At 31.3% G+C, this 20,223-nt stretch carries 23 protein-coding genes and 1 tRNA gene; 22 read left to right on the top strand and 2 right to left on the bottom strand.

Annotated features, from left to right (window positions below; all coding sequences use genetic code 11):
• The 4 genes from SA378_RS10790 to SA378_RS10775 all read left to right on the top strand — a co-directional run.
• Positions 1–461 (top strand): penicillin-binding transpeptidase domain-containing protein (locus SA378_RS10790; protein ID WP_318525994.1); only part of this gene is annotated, 461 nt, incomplete at its 5' end.
• Positions 462–493: 32 nt separating this feature from the next.
• Positions 494–1,192 (top strand): hypothetical protein, encoded by a 699-nt coding sequence (locus SA378_RS10785; RefSeq protein WP_318525993.1) that lies wholly within the window; start codon positions 494–496, stop codon positions 1,190–1,192.
• A gap of 107 nt (positions 1,193–1,299) precedes the next feature.
• Entirely contained in the window at positions 1,300–1,932 is a 633-nt protein-coding gene (locus tag SA378_RS10780; RefSeq protein ID WP_318525992.1) for a M23 family metallopeptidase, read from the top strand.
• Positions 1,933–1,944: 12 nt separating this feature from the next.
• The gene (locus SA378_RS10775; protein ID WP_318525991.1) at positions 1,945–2,460 is read left to right on the top strand and encodes a site-2 protease family protein; all 516 of its coding nucleotides are present in this window, start codon (positions 1,945–1,947) and stop codon (positions 2,458–2,460) included.
• Between the two features lie 469 nt (positions 2,461–2,929).
• On the opposite strand, the gene SA378_RS10770 is transcribed toward SA378_RS10775, so the two are convergent.
• Positions 2,930–3,015: transfer RNA gene (locus SA378_RS10770), tRNA-Leu, on the bottom strand.
• 147 nt (positions 3,016–3,162) lie between these two features.
• Between SA378_RS10770 and SA378_RS10765 the strand changes: the two genes are divergently transcribed.
• From SA378_RS10765 to SA378_RS10690, 16 genes are all read left to right on the top strand, one after another.
• Positions 3,163–4,047, top strand: coding sequence for a PhzF family phenazine biosynthesis protein (locus SA378_RS10765; RefSeq protein ID WP_318525990.1), 885 nt, complete (start codon positions 3,163–3,165; stop codon positions 4,045–4,047).
• 298 nt (positions 4,048–4,345) lie between these two features.
• A complete protein-coding gene (rsxC, locus tag SA378_RS10760; RefSeq protein ID WP_318525989.1) occupies positions 4,346–5,677 on the top strand; it encodes an electron transport complex subunit RsxC in 1,332 nt (443 codons plus the stop codon).
• Positions 5,678–5,690: 13 nt separating this feature from the next.
• Positions 5,691–6,641, top strand: coding sequence for an RnfABCDGE type electron transport complex subunit D (locus SA378_RS10755; protein WP_318525988.1), 951 nt, complete (start codon positions 5,691–5,693; stop codon positions 6,639–6,641).
• Positions 6,631–7,197 carry an FMN-binding protein gene (locus SA378_RS10750; protein WP_318525987.1) on the top strand — a complete coding sequence of 189 codons (567 nt, stop codon included), beginning with the start codon at positions 6,631–6,633 and terminating at the stop codon, positions 7,195–7,197. Before SA378_RS10755 ends, SA378_RS10750 begins: the two co-directional genes overlap by 11 nt.
• A gap of 9 nt (positions 7,198–7,206) precedes the next feature.
• Positions 7,207–7,803: an electron transport complex subunit E gene (locus tag SA378_RS10745; protein WP_318525986.1), complete on the top strand. Its 597-nt coding sequence runs from the start codon at positions 7,207–7,209 to the stop codon at positions 7,801–7,803.
• Positions 7,804–7,815: 12 nt separating this feature from the next.
• On the top strand, positions 7,816–8,391 hold the full coding sequence (locus tag SA378_RS10740) for an electron transport complex protein RnfA (RefSeq protein ID WP_318525985.1): 576 nt from the start codon (positions 7,816–7,818) through the stop codon (positions 8,389–8,391).
• A gap of 13 nt (positions 8,392–8,404) precedes the next feature.
• Complete coding sequence (locus SA378_RS10735; protein WP_318525984.1) at positions 8,405–9,217, top strand: RnfABCDGE type electron transport complex subunit B; 813 nt, start codon at positions 8,405–8,407, stop codon at positions 9,215–9,217.
• Positions 9,218–9,342: 125 nt separating this feature from the next.
• Positions 9,343–9,981 (top strand): isochorismatase family cysteine hydrolase, encoded by a 639-nt coding sequence (locus SA378_RS10730; RefSeq protein ID WP_318525983.1) that lies wholly within the window; start codon positions 9,343–9,345, stop codon positions 9,979–9,981.
• Between the two features lie 13 nt (positions 9,982–9,994).
• Positions 9,995–11,452 carry a nicotinate phosphoribosyltransferase gene (locus tag SA378_RS10725; RefSeq protein WP_318525982.1) on the top strand — a complete coding sequence of 486 codons (1,458 nt, stop codon included), beginning with the start codon at positions 9,995–9,997 and terminating at the stop codon, positions 11,450–11,452.
• A 395-nt stretch (positions 11,453–11,847) separates the two neighbouring features.
• Positions 11,848–12,117 (top strand): pro-sigmaK processing inhibitor BofA family protein, encoded by a 270-nt coding sequence (locus tag SA378_RS10720; RefSeq protein WP_318525981.1) that lies wholly within the window; start codon positions 11,848–11,850, stop codon positions 12,115–12,117.
• Positions 12,118–12,236: 119 nt separating this feature from the next.
• Positions 12,237–12,368 (top strand): hypothetical protein, encoded by a 132-nt coding sequence (locus SA378_RS10715; protein ID WP_318525980.1) that lies wholly within the window; start codon positions 12,237–12,239, stop codon positions 12,366–12,368.
• Between the two features lie 131 nt (positions 12,369–12,499).
• A complete protein-coding gene (locus tag SA378_RS10710; protein ID WP_318525979.1) occupies positions 12,500–13,930 on the top strand; it encodes an aminotransferase class I/II-fold pyridoxal phosphate-dependent enzyme in 1,431 nt (476 codons plus the stop codon).
• On the top strand, positions 13,927–14,538 hold the full coding sequence (gene tmk, locus SA378_RS10705; protein ID WP_318525978.1) for a dTMP kinase: 612 nt from the start codon (positions 13,927–13,929) through the stop codon (positions 14,536–14,538). Before SA378_RS10710 ends, tmk begins: the two co-directional genes overlap by 4 nt.
• A 21-nt stretch (positions 14,539–14,559) precedes the next feature.
• Positions 14,560–14,892: a cyclic-di-AMP receptor gene (locus SA378_RS10700; protein ID WP_318525977.1), complete on the top strand. Its 333-nt coding sequence runs from the start codon at positions 14,560–14,562 to the stop codon at positions 14,890–14,892.
• Between the two features lie 11 nt (positions 14,893–14,903).
• Positions 14,904–15,884: a DNA polymerase III subunit delta' gene (gene holB / locus SA378_RS10695; RefSeq protein ID WP_318525976.1), complete on the top strand. Its 981-nt coding sequence runs from the start codon at positions 14,904–14,906 to the stop codon at positions 15,882–15,884.
• Positions 15,881–16,762, top strand: a complete 882-nt coding sequence (locus SA378_RS10690) for a stage 0 sporulation family protein (protein ID WP_318525975.1) — start codon at positions 15,881–15,883, stop codon at positions 16,760–16,762. Before holB ends, SA378_RS10690 begins: the two co-directional genes overlap by 4 nt.
• 44 nt (positions 16,763–16,806) lie before the next feature.
• On the opposite strand, the gene SA378_RS10685 is transcribed toward SA378_RS10690, so the two are convergent.
• Positions 16,807–18,189, bottom strand: coding sequence for a sodium:alanine symporter family protein (locus SA378_RS10685; protein ID WP_318525974.1), 1,383 nt, complete (start codon positions 18,187–18,189; stop codon positions 16,807–16,809).
• Positions 18,190–18,600: 411 nt separating this feature from the next.
• Between SA378_RS10685 and SA378_RS10680 the strand changes: the two genes are divergently transcribed.
• A complete protein-coding gene (locus tag SA378_RS10680; protein WP_318525973.1) occupies positions 18,601–18,771 on the top strand; it encodes a DUF362 domain-containing protein in 171 nt (56 codons plus the stop codon).
• Positions 18,772–18,908: 137 nt separating this feature from the next.
• Positions 18,909–20,204, top strand: coding sequence for a DUF512 domain-containing protein (locus SA378_RS10675; protein WP_318525972.1), 1,296 nt, complete (start codon positions 18,909–18,911; stop codon positions 20,202–20,204).
• The last annotated feature ends 19 nt before the right edge of the window (positions 20,205–20,223 follow it).

The raw sequence follows: 20,223 nt of genomic DNA, 5'->3' as shown, positions 1-20,223 counted from the left end.
CAACTTTGCAAATGGCAAATTATATAGCAACTATTGCTAACGGCGGTTACAGAAACAATGTAAGCATAGTAAAGAATATAACAACTTATGATGGAAAAGAAACAGATTATGTACCATTAAGAGAATCTGAGCGTATTGAACTTTCTGATTATAGTTATTTAGATGTAGTTAAGGAAGGAATGAGACTTGTTTCATCAGATGACAGTGCAAAGCCCTATGTTAATTTTCCTGTGGAAGTAGGAAGTAAAACAGGAACAGCACAAAAGGAAGGTATAAATCCGGATACAGGTGAACAATATGATGATTTTGCGTGGTATGTGGCATTTGCGCCATATGATGACCCTCAGATTGCAGTTGCGTGTGTATTGTTTGAAGGTGGTTCCGGACGTTATCCAACGCCTATAGTGAGAGAAGTTATTGGTGAATATTTGAAAATAAACGGAATATCCCAGGATAATTAATTTCTTATTAAACATAAACAAATGGAGGGAATATGGGTAGTGTTGTATTAGTAAGTTCACAAAAACGTGATATAGGAAAGACCGTTTTAGCCACTAAGATGAGCATTGAAATGTCAAAAATCGGTAAAAATGTGCTGCTGATGGATTTATCTACCGGCAAAAAGAAAATTTCCGAATATCTTGGTGTCAATGAAGATATAATTTATGATATTAAGGATGTTTTAGATATGACTTGCTCATTAGAACAAGCAGTTATAGAAATTAATGATAAATTAAGCATACTTCCCAACCCAAGAATTGCTGGCAAATTAGGAGTAATAAAAAGTGAATTGTTTTTAAAAATGCTTGATGAAGCAAAGAGCAAATATGATGTGATTGTCGCTGATATTGATAAAATATCCTTAAGTTATATTGATTTCAAAAGTGTCCAGAGTGCTATAATAATGAATAATAATGATTTTTCATGCATTAAGGAATTGAACAACGAAAAAGATATTGCTAATAAATTTGGATTGAATAATATAATTGCTGTTATTAACAAATTTAATAAAAAAAATGCATCTAGTGGTACAATGATGAAGCTGAAGGATATACAAAAATTGACGGAAATTCAAAATATGAATATAATTGAAGATAATGCAATATATTTAAATGCTAACTGCGATGTTTTATTCAGCAATCAAGATAATTCTTTTAATATGGTCGTAAAAAAGATTATAAATAAAATATAACAATAAAGTTATAATAAAATAAAAAACTTTTGCTTTTTTAGCAAAAGTTTTTTATTTTGTAATAAAGCTTGTAATATTTTAATAAAATGTATAGAAGGGGTGGTGAAATGAATAAAACAACAAAAAAAAGGATTAACATAAGAAGGAAGGAATATTTTAATAAAAAATTAGCTTTGCAGGTAATTTTTAGCATAGTCTTAGTTTCAGCCGTAATAATTACAAAAAATATTAACTCAGGTGCGTCAATGCAGTTTATTAATGCGGCTGATGAAAAAATCAGTGAGAGCTTAAAACTTTCAGAAATAAAAAACTCAATTTTTGAATTTGCGTCAGAAGTAGAAGATAAAATACCATTTTTATCGAAAAAAACTGCTGAGTTTGAAGCTCCTGTAAATGGGAGCATATATCAGGAGTATGGTTTGAATAAAACTAAAAATAGTTCTTTTTACAACCATGGCTTAGATATAATATCTAATACGCAGTCAGTGAAATCCATATCAAATGGAAAAGTTGTTCAGGTTGGAAATAATGAAAAATTGTCAGATTATGTTGTTATTGAAAGTGGCGATAAAACAATTATTTATGGGAAAATAAAAGAGAGTTTAGTAAGTGAAGGAGATAGTATAGATGCAGGGGATGTTATTGCAGCTTTAAGTGAAGAAAATAAACTTTTACATATTGAGGTTTGGGAAGATGGAGAATCGGTTAATCCTTCCAAATTGTTTGAAATGAATGAATAACCCTGAGGGGAAATGCTTATACTAATTGCTTTATCAGCTCATGAGGCAGCTCACTTATTTTCTGCATTACTTTTAAATATTAAATTTGATAAAGTGAAAATTACATTATTTGGTTTTAATTTAAATGCTGATTTGGACAATACATATTTTATAAAAAAAATTATTTTATTTGTTTCAGGACCAGTATGTAATGCATTCCTTTATCTGGGATTTCGAAATACAGAATACAGTGATTTTGCGGATATCAATATTTTTTTGGCGTGTATTAATATGATTCCAATTGTACCATTAGATGGAGGAAATATTTGTAAAACTGTACTGGAAATTTTTTTGAATTTGAAATCTGTTTGCAGATATATTATTATGACAAATACATTTTTTGTTGTATGTTTTTTGATAATAATTTACATATATAGAAATTACTTATACTTTCTATTGATAATAATGGCATTAAAAGGTATAATTGAAGAAAATAAAAATTTGTTGGAAAAGAGCATTACAAACAACTACAGCAAATTGAAAATTTAAAGATACAATTGACTGTAAGGAGAATTATGAAAGACAATAAATATTTTGATTTACATCTAATGTCTATTCTAAAGGAAGATTATACAAATTAAATTTTTAAAAAAACAAAAAAGTAATTGAAAAAAATAAATTATAGGTTATAATAGAAGTACATTTGTAAATGAGAATTTATAAATGCCTCTTAAATTTTTTGCCTCAAGCCGTGGATATTTTCACGGCTTGCCCTTTTTTGTTTTATTATTTTAAAAATGAGAAAATTGCAATGATAATACAAAAAATAAATATAAAAACAAGAATATGATTTATTAATAATATAAATATTTTATTTATCATTTTAATCCCCCCATACAGTATATGTTTAAGTAATAATAAATTGCATTTTCATTTATGTGGAACAGCACAGTTTATTCAATAAGAGTGACAAAAAACAGAGAGAACAATAAGTTCTCTCTGTTTTTTGTCGTATATTTGGTGCGCTCGGAGGGATTTGAACCCCCACGAATATACATTCGCTAGCCCCTCAAGCTAGTGCGTCTGCCGTTCCGCCACAACCGCAAGCTGCTTTATAATTATAGTGGATGATTCGCATTTTGTAAAGAGTTATTTAGGAGTAAAATAATGGAAATCATATAGTTAATTGTTCTTGTAATAAAAACTTTATTATATTATAATTATGCTGATAAAATAAATACGAGGTGAGGTATGCAAGGTGCAGTTTTAAAATCCTTTACATATGAAAACAAAGGAGGAAATGGAGCTGGTGTAATTATACTTAACAGATATTTACCAACTAATGAAAAGCAAAAGATTGCAGAAAAAATTGGATTGTCTGAAACAGCTTTTGTTACGCAAATTAATGATGATAACTTTGACGTAAGCTTTTTCACACCCTTATGTGAAGTAAATTTGTGCGGTCATGCAACGATTGCTGCTTTTTATTATTTGGGAGTAATTGGACGGATTAAAGGATTAAATGAAACTAAAAAAGTTTATCAGAATACAAAAGTCGGAAAACTTGAAATTGAAATAACATTTAATGATGCAAATGAAAATAACGTCGAATATGTACTTATGCAACAAGGAAGTCCTAAAATTTATGATAAACTTGAAGGTATAGATAAAATTAAACTAGCAGATTCATTAAATATTAATAAAAATGACATTGGACTATACAATTATGAAATGTCGCCAACCATAGTATCTACTGGTTTGAAGGATATTTTGATTCCTGTTAAATCAAGGAAAATACTTAATAACATCAATCCAAATTTAAATATGATTAAAGAAATTTCTTTAGAAAAGAATGTAGTAGGTTATCATGTTTATGCAATTGATGAAAATAAATTATTTACAAGAAATTTTGCTCCTGCGGTTGGTATAGATGAAGAATGCGCAACAGGTACATCTAACGGAGCGCTTGGTTGTTTACTCTTTGAAAATGGAATAGTTTCAAATCAGATGGAAATTGTACAAGGCGAGTCGATGAATGAAAGAAGTCTTATTTTCGTAAAGGTTAATAATATAAATAATACAATTGATGTACGAGTCGGAGGAAAGTCTTTGATAAAGAGCAATATTTATCTATAAAAAGTCGCATTCGCGACTTTTTAGCTTTAATTTATTGATTTTTTTTAAAACACTTACAACGAGATTATTGATTTAAATACTTAATAAATTTTGCGAGATTATTTATGATTTGACAATATTATCAATGGAAAACATATCCTTTGCTTGTAATTTCACAAAATAAATAATAAATTTAATAAAAATAAGAAAAAATGTGTTTAAAAGTTTAATGTAATCTGTTATAATCGATGTGTTTGAGAATTAAATATCCTTTTATATAATTTTTTATATAAAACAATTAAAACAAGAGGTGATAGTTATGAGCACAAAATTGTTCACATTTAAAGGTGGAATTCATCCTCCTCAAAACAAAACGCTAACCCAAAATGTGCCGATAGAAGATGCAGTTGATCCTAAGATTGTTGTTATCCCATTATCACAGCACATAGGAGCACCATGTGATCCATTGGTGGCTGTAGGAGATACAGTGAAAGTTGGACAAAAAATAGGCGAATCAAAAGCCTTTGTTTCTGCACCGGTACATTCAAGTGTATCTGGAACAGTAAAGAAAATCGAACAACGTCAAGTACCAGGAGGTTCTAAAGTCAATAGCATTATTATAGAATCTGACGGAAAATTTGAAGTTGATTCTTCTGTTCAGCCAAAAGGAAATATTGAAGATCTGACAAAAGAACAAATTTTAGCAATTATTAAAGAAGCTGGTATGGCAGGTATGGGCGGAGCAGCATTCCCGACACATGTTAAATTAAGTCCTCCAAAAGATAAAACTATGGATGTTTTATTGGTAAATGGAGCTGAATGCGAACCTTTCTTGACAGCAGATCACAGAATCATGCTTGAAAAGCCAGAACTTGTAATTTTGGGAGTTAAAGCAATAAAAAAAGCTCTGGGCGTTGACAAATGTTATATTGCAATTGAAAAAAATAAGCCGGATGCAATTGAAACTTTACAAAAATTAGTTGCTGATGAAGAAGGTATTGAAGTAGCACCTATGGAAGTTAAATATCCGCAAGGTGATGAAAAAAGAATTATCAATGCAATTACTGGACGAATAGTTCCTTCAGGTGGACTTCCTATGGAAGTAGGTTGTGTAGTTGAAAATGTTGGTACAGTTGCTACAATCGGTAACGTACTTAAAACTGGAATGCCTTTAATTCAAAGGGTTGTTACTGTATCGGGAAGTGCAGTTAAAGAGCCTAAAAATGTTTATGTAAGAATTGGTACATTGTTTAAAGACGTTATTGAACAATGTGGCGGTTATTCAGAGGAACCAGGAAAAATATTAAATGGCGGTCCTATGATGGGAATTGCCCAATTTACTGATGAAGTTCCGGTTGTAAAAGGAACATCAGGTATATTAGTACTAAACAAGAAAGATGCAGAAATCCCTGAGCCATCTAATTGTATTTTATGCGGCAGATGCATCGAAGCATGTCCTGTTAATTTGCAGCCATATAAAATCAGCAGATTTTCAATATTGAAAAATTTTGATGAAACTGATAATCTTCATGCAGCAGATTGTATTGAATGCGGTGCTTGTTCTTTTGTGTGCCCTGCTAAGAGGCCGTTGAAAGAAACAATTAGTATTGCAAAAAAAGAAATTTTAGCAAGACGCAAAAAGGCAAAATAGGAGGAAAAAACAGATGGAAAATAAATTGATTGGTTCATCGTCACCTCATATTAGATCCGATGAAACAACTCAAAAGTTAATGTTAGATGTTATTATTGCATTAACACCTGCATTAGCGGCAAGTATATTTTATTTTGGATTTAATTCACTAGTACTAGTGGTGGCTTCTGTTATATCTGCAGTTGTAACAGAATATTTATGTGAAAGAGCAATGAACAGACCTAGTTCGGTCACTGATTTAAGTGCAGTAGTTACAGGAATATTGTTAGCTTTTAATTTACCATCAACTGCACCATGGTGGATAGCTGTTGTTGGTTCTGTATTTGCTATAGCAGTTGTAAAACAGGTATTTGGAGGACTCGGTTTTAACTTTTTAAATCCAGCCTTAGCCGGAAGAGCATTTTTAGTAGCATCATGGTCATCACACATGACTAGCGGATTTATTAATCCAGCAACAGATGCAGTTGCTTCAGCAACACCGTTAGCAATAGTTAAAGGTTCAGCTACAGGAACTCTCCCTTCAATAATGGACATGTTTCTTGGAAATATACCTGGAGTTATTGGTGAAACTTCATCAATACTTCTCATTTTAGGTGGTATTTATTTAATATACAGAGGGACAATTAAATGGATAATCCTTATAGTTTATATTGGTACAGTTGCAGTTTTAGCTCTTGTTGTTGATGGAGGAAGCATGCTTTTATACCATGTGTTTGGTGGCGGACTAATACTTGGAGCGTTTTTTATGGCTACAGATTATGCAACAAGCCCAATTACTGATAAGGGTAAAATAATTTATGCTGTTGGGGCAGGTATACTAACAATGCTAATCAGAAAAGTTGGTGGTTATCCAGAAGGAGTAAGTTATTCAATACTTCTTATGAATATTATGACTCCTTTAATAGATAAATATGTTACACCTAAAGTTTTTGGGGTAGCAGGAGGTGTTAAAAATGAAAAATAGTTATGTTCGTCTAGGTGGTATTTTATTTTTAATTGCTGCAATATCAGCTGGTTCATTGGCATTTTTAAATGATGCAACTAAAGATTTAATCGCTAAGAATGAAGCAATGGCAAGTACTACTCCGGAAGTTTTAGAATCAGTAATGCCAGGATCAGTAATGTTCATTGATATAGAAGATACTGCATTAATTGATACTATAAAAGCTGAAAATGAAAAATTTGTAAATTTACAGGTGGCTGTAGATGCTTCAAACAATGAACTTGGACATGTCGTAAGAACATTTAGTACAGTTGCTGGTTATGGCGGAGATATGGAATTGTTTGTAGGTATTTCACCTGATGGAAAAATTACCGGAGTAAATGTTGTGTCGCACTCTGAAACTTCAGGACTTGGTTCAAGAACTACAGAACCCGAATTTATTTCTCAGTTCATAGGGAAAGATGCAAGTGAAGAAATTGTTGAATTTGACGCATTAGCAGGAGTTACAAAATCTTCAAATTCTTTTTTAAGCGCTGTTAATAATGCAATAAGCATTTATAATCAATATTTAAAATAGGAGGAAGAAATGAAAAAAATAGATATATTTAGAAATGGTATCACGAAAGAGAATCCTATTTTAGTTCAACAGGTTGGAATATGTGCAACTCTTGCAGTTACAACATCACTTTTAAATGGAATAGGAATGGGAATTGCCGTTATAGCAGTTTTGACAGGTTCAAATATTGTTATATCTCTTTTGAGAAAATATATACCAGATGAAGTTCGTATACCGGCTTTTGTCATAATAATAGCTGCATTTACAACAATAATTGATTTATTAATGCATGCATATACTTTTGCATTGTATCAAGCACTTGGTGTGTTTATACCTTTAATAGTTGTTAATTGTCTCATACTTGCCAGAGCGGAAGCTTTTGCTTTTAAAAACGGGTTAGTGGATTCAATTGTTGACGGTTTAGGTATGGGAGCAGGATATCTTGTGGCTATGGTATTGTTAAGTTCAGTGAGAGAAGTTTTAGGTAATGGAACTATTTTAGGTTTGAGTATTTTACCTGAAGCATATGAGCCGATGATGATAGCGATACAACCACCAGGAGCTTTCATTATCCTTGGATTATTAATAGGTCTTGTGAATTACCTATCTAGAAGAAAGAAAGCATAGGAGGTAAGCAGAATGGAATTAATTAGTTTATTTATCACAGCGTTTATAGTTAATAATATTATATTTTCTCAATTTTTAGGAACATGTCCATTTCTTGGGGTATCAAAAAAAATTGATACGGCTGCAGGTATGGGAGTTGCAGTAATTTTTGTCATAACATTAGCTTCTATAATAACTTACATTGTTCAGATAGCTATTTTGAATACTTTTGGGTTAGAATATTTGCAGACAATAGTATTTATCTTAATTATTGCAGCATTGGTACAATTTGTTGAAATGTTCTTGAAAAAATCAGCACCTGGATTGTATCAGGCGTTAGGAATCTATTTGCCTTTGATTACTACAAACTGTGCAGTTCTTGGTGTTGCCATAATAAATATAACAAAAGAATATAGCTTTATAAAGGCAATGGTTAACTCTGTTGGAACATCTGTAGGTTTCTTGCTTGCGATTGTATTGTTCGCAGGAGTAAGAGATAAAGTTGATAATGCTGATTTGCCAGAATCATTGAAGGGTTCACCTATTTCATTGGTTGCGGCTGGTCTTATGTCTATTGCATTCCTGGGTTTTGCTGGATTGCAATTATAGGGAGGTATAAATAATGGTTATAGTTAGTGCAGCGGCGGTAACTGGCGGTATCGGCATTGTATGCGGAGTTTTACTGGCAGTTGCAGCTAAGCTATTTGAAGTGGAAGTTGATCAAAAGGTAATAGACATTAGAAACGCTTTGCCGGGAGCAAATTGCGGTGCATGCGGATTTGCAGGATGTGATGCTATGGCTAATGCAATAGCAAGTGGAAAGGCACCTGCAAATGGATGTCCTGTTGCAAATAAAGAAGCTCATGAAAAAATTGCTGCGATTATGGGTGTTAAGGCAGAGACATCAGAGAAGAAAGTTGCACATGTTATGTGTCAAGGCTGCGATAGTCTAGCAACTAAAAAATATGATTTCAGTGGAGTTCATGATTGTAAAGCTGCGGCAGCAATTGCAGGCGGAGACAAATCTTGTCAATGGGGATGTCTGGGCTATGGAAATTGCGTTGCAGTATGTGCTTTTGATGCAATTAAAATTGTTGACGGAGTAGCTGTAATAGACAAAGAAAAATGTACAGCTTGCGGAAAGTGTATTGAAGAATGTCCAAAAGGTGTAATTGAACTTGTTCCATATAAAAATAGTGTAATAGTTGGATGCCACAATAAAGATTTTGGTAAAGCTGTTAAAGATGTATGCTCAGTAGGTTGCATCGGATGTAAAATATGTGAAAAGAACTGTGCTTTTGATGCAATACATGTAATAGATAATTTGGCAAGAATTGATTATGACAAATGTACTCATTGCATGGTTTGCGTAGAAAAATGTCCTACAAAAGCAATTCAAGGAGATTTATCTATTATAGAAAAATCAGATAAATAAAATTTTTCAAATATTAAAAACTGTGTTATAAAGGCACAGTTTTTTTTAATTTTGACAAATATTGAAATTAACATTATAATAGATATAATAATTTTGTGTCAAAATAAATATAAAGGAATGTAATTATGGATGTGTTAGAAACAATAGAAAATGAGTTAAAAGGAAATACAATTGGACTGTTATCGCTAGATAAAGAAAAAACAGCTTTATTTATTGTTGATATGGTAAATGGATTCGTTTACTCAGGACCGTTGTCATCTCCAAGAGTTGCAGCTATTTCGAAGAATGTTGCAGAATTAAATAATAGAACTTCGGATTATAAAAAAGTGTTTTTTTTAGACAGTCATGGTAAACAATCAATAGAATTCAGCAGTTTTCCATTGCATTGCATAAAGGGCAGTATGGAAGCAGAATTAATTCCGGAGTTAAAAACAATAGCTTCAAATGGACCAGAAATGTTTTATATTGAAAAAAACAGTACGAATGGTTTTTTTAGCAAGGAATTTCATAAATGGCTAGTTAAATATGAAGATGAGGTTGACAATTATATTATAACCGGTTGTGTAACTGATATTTGTGTACTTCAATTTGCTTTAAGCTTAAAAGCATATTTTAATGAAACGAATAAAAGCAAGAGGATTATTGTACCTAAGAACTGTGTTGAAACGTATGATGGTGGTTCTCACGACGGATATCTCATGAATTTATTTGCGCTTTATAACATGCATATAAGCGGCATAGAGATAGTAGACAAAATAAACTAATAGGAGAATATTAATGTATTATAATAATTTTGGTGACAGAAAATTATCTATGCTTATGGACTTTTATGAGCTTACTATGGCAAATGGATATTTTTCAAATGGAATGAAAGATGATATAGTTTATTTTGATATGTTTTTTAGAAAAAATCCTGATGGAGCAGGTTTTTCCATAGTTGCAGGTTTAGAGCAAGTTATACAATACATAAAAGAGTTGAAATTTACGGATGAAGATATAGAATATCTTAAAGGCAAAAAAATATTTAATGAAGAATTTTTAAAATATCTTAAGCATTTTAAATTTACAGGGGACATTTATGCCATTCCTGAAGGAACACCGGTTTTTCCAAATGAGCCATTAATAACCGTAAGAGCAAAATCAATTGATGCACAGCTTATAGAAACAATGCTTTTATTAACTATAAATCATCAAAGTTTAATTGCAACAAAGGCTAACAGAATTGTAAGAGCAGCTAAGGGAAAACCAATAATGGAATTTGGAGCAAGAAGAAGTCAAGGATATGATGGCGCAATATATGGGGCAAGAGCAGCTTATATAGGTGGAGTTGTTGGGACTGCAACAACATTGGCTGATGAGTTATTTGGAGTTCCTGCGCTTGGGACAATGGCTCATTCCTGGGTACAAATGTTTGAAAGCGAATATGAAGCATTTAAAGTATATGCAAAAAATTATCCTGACAGCTGTACATTGCTTATTGACACATATAATGTAATAAAAAGCGGAATACCTAATGCAATAAGAATTTCAAAAGAAATTTTAGAACCTATGGGTAAGAGGCTTAAAGGTGTAAGAATTGATAGTGGAGATATTGCATATCTAAGCAAAAAATGCAGAAAAATGTTGAATGAAGCAGGACTTCATGATTGCTCCATAGTTGCATCAAATAGTTTGGATGAATTTATTATTACCGATTTGTTAGATCAAGGGGCTAAATTAGATTCTTTTGGTGTTGGGGAGAGACTTATTACGGCTAAATCAGAACCTGTATTTGGCTGTGTATACAAGCTTGCAGCTATTGAAAAGAACGGTGAAATTATTCCAAAAATAAAAATATCAGAAAACGAAGAAAAAATAACAAATCCTGGCTATAAAAAAGTATGGCGCCTTTATGACAAAAAAGCTGATAACCCTATTGCAGATGTTGTAGCCATGAACAATGAAATTATTGATGATACAAAACCATATACAATTTTTGATGAAATACATGTTTGGAAAAAGAAAAAAGTCACCAGATTTTATGTAAGAAACCTTCAGGTTCCTGTTTTTATAAATGGGGAATGTGTTTATGAAAGCCCTAGTTTAGATGAAATTAAAGCATATTGTGCTAGGGAGGTTGATAATCTTTGGAATGAAGTTAAGAGATTTACCAATCCACACAGCTATTATGTTGATCTTTCGTCAGATTTATGGAAATGTAAGCAAGATTTAATAAGTCAATACAGCTTTAAATAAGAAAATATGCCTCCGTAAAGCGGGGGTATATTTATTGAAGTGTGCTTATTTTGAAAAGTTGTAAAAATATTACTATATGTGTATAATTTAATATGCTTGTTTGATTGTTTAAAAAAATAACTTTAACTTCTGCACCACTTTCTTTAATTAAATCTGAAAAATACTCAATATAATCTATTCCTGTAAAAACATGATGGGTATCTATAAAGGGATTTCTAAATTGTTTTCAGTGAACAAATCTGTCCATGGATTGATACTATCTAATTAGCATTTAGGTTAAAAAATTTATTATTGACATTAAGTTAATAATATTGTAATGTATGGTATTGTTATCATTAGACATAAAAACAAGGACAACTTCATAGTATTAATAAAAAGCGCTAGGAGGTTTTCTTGTGGGTGGAGCAGATATAGGTATAGTAATGGCTTATTCAGCAGGTATAATGTTGATATTTATGATTTCCTGGATTTTTTTAAAGCCACTTAAATTTCTAGGCAGATTAATACTAAATTCTATTTTAGGTGCATTGTTTTTAATAATATTTAATTATTTTGGGCAGTATACGGGTGTATATATAGGGGTCAATGAGATAACAGCTTTATTAATCGGCATATTAGGTATACCCGGATTCATTGCTATATTATTGATTAAATTGTTAATATAATGTATAATAATGATAATATTTGGGAATTCACAGATATTTTATTGTGTTTTTGAAGTTTTATTGGACAACGATATGTTGCTGTTATATAATATATCTATTATATGACAGAAGGTGATTGCATGTGGTTAGAATACATTGTTCTTTTTTCAATTGCAACGATGGTCTTTTCAATTATGCTTGTTTTAACCGTTGAAACTGTGCATACTACTAAAAGAATTTCAAAAAAAAGAAGCAATAACACAATTAAATAAATTGCTTAACAGCAATTATATTATAAAAAAAGGAGATGAGCACTAATCCCGATATACAAGACATAAGCTTATAATATTATGTACAAAGCATACATTTATTTAAGATTAGGTAATTTTACGGGAGATAAACAATGGAAAAATTGAACATTATTTCGGGGATTAAACAGTATCGAAGCGAGGTAGATACGAATTTTCACATGCCTGGTCATAAAGGTAAAAAAGGAATTTTAGATGAAATAGGAAACAATCTAAATTTTTATGACATAACAGAGACTTTAGGAACGGATAATTTACATTATCCAACAGGCTTTTTAAAAGACGCTATGAATTATATTTCAAAATCTTATGGCGCCAGAAAATCATATATGGTCGTCAACGGGACATCCTGTGGAATTATTTCGGCCATAATGGCATGTACAAACCCTGGAGATAAAATACTTGTGCAGCGAGATTGTCACAAGTCTGTTTATAATGCTTGTATATTAGGGGATTTAAAGTTATATTACTTATATCCTGAATTTAATAAAAAACATGGTTTGAATTTCAGCATTAGTTTGGAAAAACTTGAGCAAATGTTAATAGACAATCCTGAAATCAAAATGGTTGTATTAACATATCCTACATTCTACGGAATTTGTTTTGACATTAAGAAAGCTGCTGAAATAGCTCATAAATATGGAAAGATACTTATGATTGATGAAGCGCATGGTTCACACTTGCATTTTTGCAAAGATTATTTGCCTCCTTCTGCAGAGAGCTCAGGCGCTGATATTGTTGCTCAGAGTACTCACAAAACATTGCCTTGTATGACTCAAGGTTCAGTATTGCATATATTGTCTGACAAAGTTGATATTAATAATGTTGAAACAATGCTTAGAATGCTTCAAACAACATCACCGTCATATGTTTTAATGGCATCAATAGAAAATGCTATTAATTGGATGAATGAACATGGCGAAGAAAGATTAAAAAGAAATATTGAAGTATTTAAAAGAAGGACATTAGAACTTAGAAATATGGGTATTAATGTTTTAGAAGATGATTTCCTAATAAGTGAAGGGTGCTATGATTTTGATGCTACCAGAGCTGTTATCAGCATGAGTGAATTAGGGATAACAGGTACAGAACTTCAGGAAATTCTAAGATATAAATATAAAATACAAATGGAATTTGCTGATTTAATGTATACAGTAGGATATATCACAGCAACTGATGAAGTTGAAGATATCAATAGATTATTTGATGCAGTAAAAGAAATTTATTTAGAACAAAGCCAAAGCAATGAAAAAAGAGAAATTGTTCAAATTGAAGCATTTCCACAACTTCAACATGAGAGAAAAATGCGTAAGGCTTTTTATTCAGAAAACATGTTAGTTGATTTGGATGATTCAATAGGAAAAACAGCGGCCGAGTTTATTATTCCTTATCCACCGGGAATTCCACTGGTATGTCCAGGCGAAATAATAGTTCAAGAAACTATTGATTATGTAAAAGTAATGCTTGAAAATAGCATTAATGTTAATGGGGTTGACAAAAATAATAAGTTGAGAGTTGTAAAATGAAAGGTATATTTATAGTATTAGAGGGTCCTGATGGTTCCGGAAAAAGTACCATGGCTCACAAAATAGGTCAGCATTTTAGTGAAAAAGGAAGAGAAATTGAATTCACAAGAGAACCTGGCGGAACTGATATAAGTGAAAAAATAAGAGAACTTATACTGGACAGAAATAATACAAAAATGAATTATAGAACAGAAGCTTTGCTCTACGCTGCGGCTAGAGCACAGCTTGTTTCTGAAAAAATAATACCATGGCTTGAATCGGGCAAAATTGTAATTAGCGAAAGATTTGTATATTCAAGCCTTGTGTATCAAGGTTTAGGAAGAGGTTTAGGTATTGATGAAGTCAAGAAGATAAATGATTTTGGTATTGCTGGTCTGAAACCAGACATGGTTTTGCTTTTTGATATAAATCCAGAAAAAGCCTTAAACAGAAAACTGAATATTGATGGGGGAGACAGAATTGAAAATGAAAACATTTCTTTTCACAGGGATGTTTATGAAGGTTATAAAAAACTTGCTAAATTCTGTCCTGAAATCAAGACGATAAATGCTGAAAGAACAATTGAAGAAATTTTTGATGAAATTAAGGATATTATAAATTCAATATAATCTTGTTATAAGGAGGAGAATATGAAGTTAATAACTGCCATAGTGCAAAATGATGATGCAAAGAAATTAATATCATCTTTGAGAGAAAATGGTTATTCTTCAACTAAGATGTCATCAACCGGAGGCTTTTTAAGTTCTGGTAATACAACCATAATATCAGTGGTTGAAGATGACGATGTAGATCAAGAAATAGAAATCATCAGAAAAATATGTAAAGTTAAAAAGAAAATTACGGCAGCTATACCTCCGAGTTCATACAGTACAGTAGGAGGGTATTTGCCTCAGACAATTGAAGTGACAGTTGGAGGTGCTGTAGTCTTTGTAACTCCAATTGAAAGATTTGAGAAGATTTAAAGGGGGTCAACATGCTTTACAGCCAAGTAGCAGGACAGGAAGAAATAAAAATATCCTTAATTAAATCAATCAACAACAGTCAAGTGTCGCACTGCTATATATTTGAAGGACCTAAAGGCATGGGTAAATATGATTTAGCTCTTATATTTGCCCAGTCTTTACTTTGCTCAGACTTTCATGAAGAACCATGCAATGTGTGCAGCAACTGCATCAAGATGAATTCGATGAATCATCCTGATTTGCACATAGTTAATCAAGAGGAAAGCACTATTAAAAGAGAAAGTATCGATGAGCTTATAGAATCAATATATAAGAAATCATATGAATCAAATAGAAAAGTATATATAATAAAAGATGCCCATTTAATGACAACTCAGGCAGCTAACACATTTCTAAAAACTCTGGAGGAACCTCCGGGAGATTCTGTTATGATACTTTTAACAACCAATATTAATTTGCTTATTCCAACAATAACTTCAAGATGTCAAATAGTAAAATTCAGAAATATAAGCAAAGAAACAATTAAAACTTATTTAAATGAACACTTCAATACAGAAGAAGATATAGCGGACTTAGCAGCAAACTATTCTAAAGGAATATTAAATAAAGCAGTTAATATTGTTAATGGAAATGATAGCATATTAAAAAAACGAGAAGAAATAATAAAAGTTTTTGATAAAATAATCAATACTGATTCAGAAATAATATATGAAGTTGAAAATTACTTTGAAGAAAATAAAGATAATATAGATTTAATAATTGAAACAATAATGTTGTGGATAAGAGATATAATTTTTGTTCAAAACAACATGGAAGATTTAGTAATCAACAAAGATTTTGTAAATATTGCAAAACAATACAGCGAAAGTATGAGAGCTGATTCGGATATAATAGAGTATTTGCAAAACACAAGTGAAAATATAAAGAGTAATGTTAACTATAAATTAGCTATAGATAATATGCTTTTAAAGATTCAGGAGGTCTTTAAATGATAAAAGTAGTTGGCGTCAGATTCAAGAAGGCTGGGAAAATATACTATTTCGATCCTGATAAAAAATGGATAAAAGATGGGGATAATGTTATAGTAGAAACAATCAGAGGGATTGAGTATGGTCAAGTAGTTGTAGGACCAAAGATGGTAAAGGAAGAAGATATTGTTCAGCCTTTAAAAAAAGTTTTGAGACTTGCAACAGAAGAAGATATAAAATGCAACCAAGAAAACAAGGAAAAAGAACAACAAGCTTTTGATTTATGTTTGAAGAAAATCGAAGAACACGAATTGGAAATGAAGCTTGTTGACATAGAATACACATTTGACAACAATAAAGTTATTTTTTATTTTACAGCCGATGGCAGAATCGACTTTAGAGAGCTTGTTAAGGATCTTGCATCAATATTCAGAACAAGAATTGAATTAAGACAAATAGGAGTACGTGATGAAGCAAAAATGATAGGTGGTCTTGGACCGTGCGGAAGGCCTTTATGTTGTTCATCATTTCTAGGAGAGTTTTATCCTGTTTCTATAAAAATGGCAAAGGAACAAAAGTTATCCCTTAATCCTGCAAAAATTTCGGGCATATGTTCTAGACTTATGTGTTGTTTAAATTATGAACACCAGGTGTATGAAGATAACATAAAAGAATTGCCTGATGTTGGAGACAAAGTTTCTATTATAGGTACAAATAAAACTGGAATTGTATTAGATATAAATCCATTGTTTAAGACAGCTCGTTTAAATGTAAAAAAAGCTGATGGCACTTTAGAAATTGAAGAGTATAACGGAGATGAGATAAAAGTTATTGAAGAAAGTGTTTTAAAACAGAAACAAGAAGATATTGATTTGGAAGAATTGAAAGAGTTAGAAGATTAATTAAATAAAAAAGAAATACTCCTTATAATAAGGAGTATTTCTTTTTATTGGTAAGGATATTTATAATTTAGTTTTTCGCCGATTTTTAGTTGCTCATCATAATCCTGTAGTATTTCTTTAGAATCTTTAAATAATATGAATATTGCTATTAAGTTTGGTATAACCATGAAACCATTGAACATATCGGCTAAGCTCCATACAAAATCGACTTTTTGAAAAGAGCCGAGAACGATAAATATAAGAACTATGAACTGGTATATCTTTATAGCTTTTTTGTTTTTGAATAAAAAACGAACATTGTTCTCTCCAAAATAGTACCATCCGACTACGGTTGTAAAAGCAAAGAATGTCAGGCAAACTGCAAGAAATTTTTCTCCAATTGGACCAAATGCAATATTGAAAGCTTCTTGAGTTACTCCTACTCCTACTATATCTAAGTTATTTGCACCGGTAGTTAAGATTACAATTGCTGTTGCACTGCAAACCAATATTGTATCAATAAATACAGCAATCATAGCTGAAAGTCCTTGTTCAGCGGGATGTAAAACATCTGCGACAGCATGTGAATTTGGAGTAGAACCCATACCTGCTTCATTAGAGAACAAACCTCTTGCGATTCCAAATCGTATGGCTTGCTGAATACCAATTCCTGCAGCACCACCCATGACAGATTCAGGATTGAAAGCTGCCATAAATATATTCCTAAAAGTAGGAATAATACTTTCTCTGAATAGTATCATTACACCTATTGTTCCTAAAATATAAATGGCAGCCATTACAGGAACAACCATTTCAGCAAATGAAGCGATTCTTTTCATACCACCAACAAAAATTAGTCCTGCTATGATAGCTATTACAAATCCTATTGCTAATTGAGGAATATTAAATGCTCTGCTTACTGCATCAGCAATTGAGTTTGATTGTACCATATTTCCTATAAATCCTAATGCTATTATAAGAGCTATTGCAAAAAACGAAGCTAATCCTTTTGCTCCTAATCCATTTTTAATATAATATGCAGGTCCTCCGACTAATTGCCCATCCTTATCGGTTTCACGATATTTTTGAGCCAATGTTGCTTCAACAAATATAGTTGACATTCCTAAAAATGCGGATATCCACATCCAGAAAACCGCCCCTGGCCCTCCTAACGATATAGCTGTTGCTACTCCGGCAACATTGCCCGTACCTATCTGTGCTGCAATTGATGTTGCTAAAGCTTGAAAAGATGACATGCTGCCTTCTTTACTTTCTTTTTTATTAAATATTCCTCCAAAAACTCTTTTCAATGCTGGTATGAAACGTCTAATTTGAGGAAAACCTAAACAAATAGAAAGATACAAACCTATTCCTACAAGAGCTATTATGAGAACATAATCCCATAGGATGCCATTTACTGAATTAACAAACTTTTCTAATATTATCAAATTTTTGCCCCTCCATCAAGTTTGATAATATTATAACAACTTAATTTTAGCGTGTCAATTATAATGTTAAATATCATGCAATATTAAGTGGAAAACGCTAATATTCTAATTAAGTTAAGAAAATAGTTGTTTATAAACGCAAATTAGTAAGTGAATATTTAACAAATGATAATCAAAGAAAATTTCTTAATAAAAAAATTAATATTTAATTAGTAAAATATATAAAAATATAATCAACTGGTTAAAAATATAACAAATTATTTAAAATTATCAATGCTTTTAGAAAATATGCATTAATTAAATAAATTCTTTAATTTAATAAAAAATTTAGTAATTAATTAAAAAAGTACTTTTAAAAAAGTGAAAATGATGTTAGAATATTAGTGATGATATTGGGGGAGGTGAGATTCAATGGCTTACAAAATTACAGATGCATGTATAAGCTGTGGAGCATGCGAGGCAGAATGCCCAGTAGGCGCTATTAGTGCTGGTGATGATAAATATGTGATCGATGCTTCAATTTGTATAGATTGCGGAGCATGCGCTAGCGTATGTCCAGTAGAAGCTCCTCAACAGGATTAATAATTATTCTATGACATATACAAAGAGAACGGTTCATTATGAACCGTTCTCTTTGTATTAAAAATAAAAATAACATTGCAGTTGGTGAAACACTTATGTTATAATGTGCTTGAAGTTTAGCATATGAGGAAAGAAATATGAAAAATATAATAGTAGATGTTTTAAAAAACAGCATAGCTGAAGAGCTTGAATTAGAAGCCGGTGATGAGCTTATATCAGTAAATAATTGTATTATACAAGATTACATAGATTATAAATATCAAATATCTGATGATGAAATTCTCTTGGAAGTGAAGAAAAAAGATGGCGAAATATGGGAACTGGAAATAGAAAAAGAATATGATGAAGATATAGGAATAGTGTTTGAAAATCCGCTCATGGATAATATAAAAGTTTGTGCAAATAAATGTATTTTTTGCTTTATAGATCAAATGCCCAGAGGAATGAGAAAAACTCTTTACTTAAAAGATGACGATACTAGATTGTCTTTCCTTTACGGTAATTTTATAACTCTTACAAACTTGACTGATGATGAGATGGAAAGAATAATAAAATACAAAATAAGCCCTATTAAAGTTTCTGTTCATACAACGGATTCAGAATTGAGAAAGTACATGATGGGCAATTCAAAAGAATTAGATATTCTTGTTTATCTTAAAAAACTAGTTGATGCAGGAATTACTGTGGACTGCCAAATAGTTTTAGTAAGAGATGTGAATGATAAAGACCAATTGGAGAAAACTATAAGAGATTTATCATCGCTTCATCCCGGACTTAGAAGTGTTGCAGTTGTTCCTGTTGGTTTGACAAAATACAGAGATAAACTGACAGCACTAAAACCTTTTGACAAAGAAAGTTCTGCCGGAGTTGTAAAGCAGGTAACTTCTTTGCAGGAAGAATTATATAAAAAATTTGATACACGATTTATATTCATAGCAGATGAATTTTATATTTTAAGCGGAATAGATTTTCCATCTTATGAAAGCTATGAAGATTTCAATCAACTTGAAAACGGTATTGGAATGTGCAGATTATTCAAGCAGCAAATTGAAGATGAGTTAGAAGAATTAAAGTATACGAAATTATTATTAAAAGAAGTTACATTAGTAACAGGTGCAGCATCTTATGAACTTATGATGGATTTGTCGGAAAAAATAATGAATAAAGTACTTGTTAAAATTAATGTTGTTAAAATAAAAAATAATTTCTTTGGTGAACGAATAACAGTTTCCGGATTAATAACAGGAAAAGATATTATAGAGCAACTTAAGGATAAGAAATATACAAATATAATTTTACCAAGCAACATGATTAACGAGAATAATGTTATGCTTGATGATTTAACAATTGATGATTTAGTCAAAGAATTAAATACAGATGTAAAGATTTGTGACGTTGATGGTGAAGCGTTACTGAAACTAATCGTAAAATAGAGAAATTAAACGGAGGAAA

The sequence above is a fragment of the Sedimentibacter sp. genome, from assembly GCF_033447055.1.
Lineage (GTDB): Bacteria > Bacillota > Clostridia > Tissierellales > Sedimentibacteraceae > Sedimentibacter.
The sequence above is the reverse complement of the archived record's forward strand: the minus strand, read 5'-3'. Positions and strand labels throughout refer to the sequence as shown.

Excerpts from the sequence above, each read along its gene's own strand:
- SA378_RS10725 (WP_318525982.1), top strand. The coding sequence starts at position 9,995 with ATGTATTATAATAATTTTGGTGACAGAAAATTATCTATGCTTATGGAC.
- SA378_RS10700 (WP_318525977.1), top strand. The coding sequence starts at position 14,560 with ATGAAGTTAATAACTGCCATAGTGCAAAATGATGATGCAAAGAAATTA.
- SA378_RS10690 (WP_318525975.1), top strand. The coding sequence starts at position 15,881 with ATGATAAAAGTAGTTGGCGTCAGATTCAAGAAGGCTGGGAAAATATAC.
- SA378_RS10745 (WP_318525986.1), top strand. The coding sequence starts at position 7,207 with ATGAAAAAAATAGATATATTTAGAAATGGTATCACGAAAGAGAATCCT.
- tmk (WP_318525978.1), top strand. The coding sequence starts at position 13,927 with ATGAAAGGTATATTTATAGTATTAGAGGGTCCTGATGGTTCCGGAAAA.
- SA378_RS10715 (WP_318525980.1), top strand. The coding sequence starts at position 12,237 with ATGTGGTTAGAATACATTGTTCTTTTTTCAATTGCAACGATGGTCTTT.
- SA378_RS10675 (WP_318525972.1), top strand. The coding sequence starts at position 18,909 with ATGAAAAATATAATAGTAGATGTTTTAAAAAACAGCATAGCTGAAGAG.
- holB (WP_318525976.1), top strand. The coding sequence starts at position 14,904 with ATGCTTTACAGCCAAGTAGCAGGACAGGAAGAAATAAAAATATCCTTA.
- SA378_RS10785 (WP_318525993.1), top strand. The coding sequence starts at position 494 with ATGGGTAGTGTTGTATTAGTAAGTTCACAAAAACGTGATATAGGAAAG.
- SA378_RS10750 (WP_318525987.1), top strand. The coding sequence starts at position 6,631 with ATGAAAAATAGTTATGTTCGTCTAGGTGGTATTTTATTTTTAATTGCT.
- SA378_RS10780 (WP_318525992.1), top strand. The coding sequence starts at position 1,300 with ATGAATAAAACAACAAAAAAAAGGATTAACATAAGAAGGAAGGAATAT.
- SA378_RS10775 (WP_318525991.1), top strand. The coding sequence starts at position 1,945 with ATGCTTATACTAATTGCTTTATCAGCTCATGAGGCAGCTCACTTATTT.
- SA378_RS10735 (WP_318525984.1), top strand. The coding sequence starts at position 8,405 with ATGGTTATAGTTAGTGCAGCGGCGGTAACTGGCGGTATCGGCATTGTA.
- SA378_RS10680 (WP_318525973.1), top strand. The coding sequence starts at position 18,601 with ATGGCTTACAAAATTACAGATGCATGTATAAGCTGTGGAGCATGCGAG.
- SA378_RS10730 (WP_318525983.1), top strand. The coding sequence starts at position 9,343 with ATGGATGTGTTAGAAACAATAGAAAATGAGTTAAAAGGAAATACAATT.
- SA378_RS10710 (WP_318525979.1), top strand. The coding sequence starts at position 12,500 with ATGGAAAAATTGAACATTATTTCGGGGATTAAACAGTATCGAAGCGAG.
- SA378_RS10755 (WP_318525988.1), top strand. The coding sequence starts at position 5,691 with ATGGAAAATAAATTGATTGGTTCATCGTCACCTCATATTAGATCCGAT.
- SA378_RS10765 (WP_318525990.1), top strand. The coding sequence starts at position 3,163 with ATGCAAGGTGCAGTTTTAAAATCCTTTACATATGAAAACAAAGGAGGA.
- rsxC (WP_318525989.1), top strand. The coding sequence starts at position 4,346 with ATGAGCACAAAATTGTTCACATTTAAAGGTGGAATTCATCCTCCTCAA.
- SA378_RS10740 (WP_318525985.1), top strand. The coding sequence starts at position 7,816 with ATGGAATTAATTAGTTTATTTATCACAGCGTTTATAGTTAATAATATT.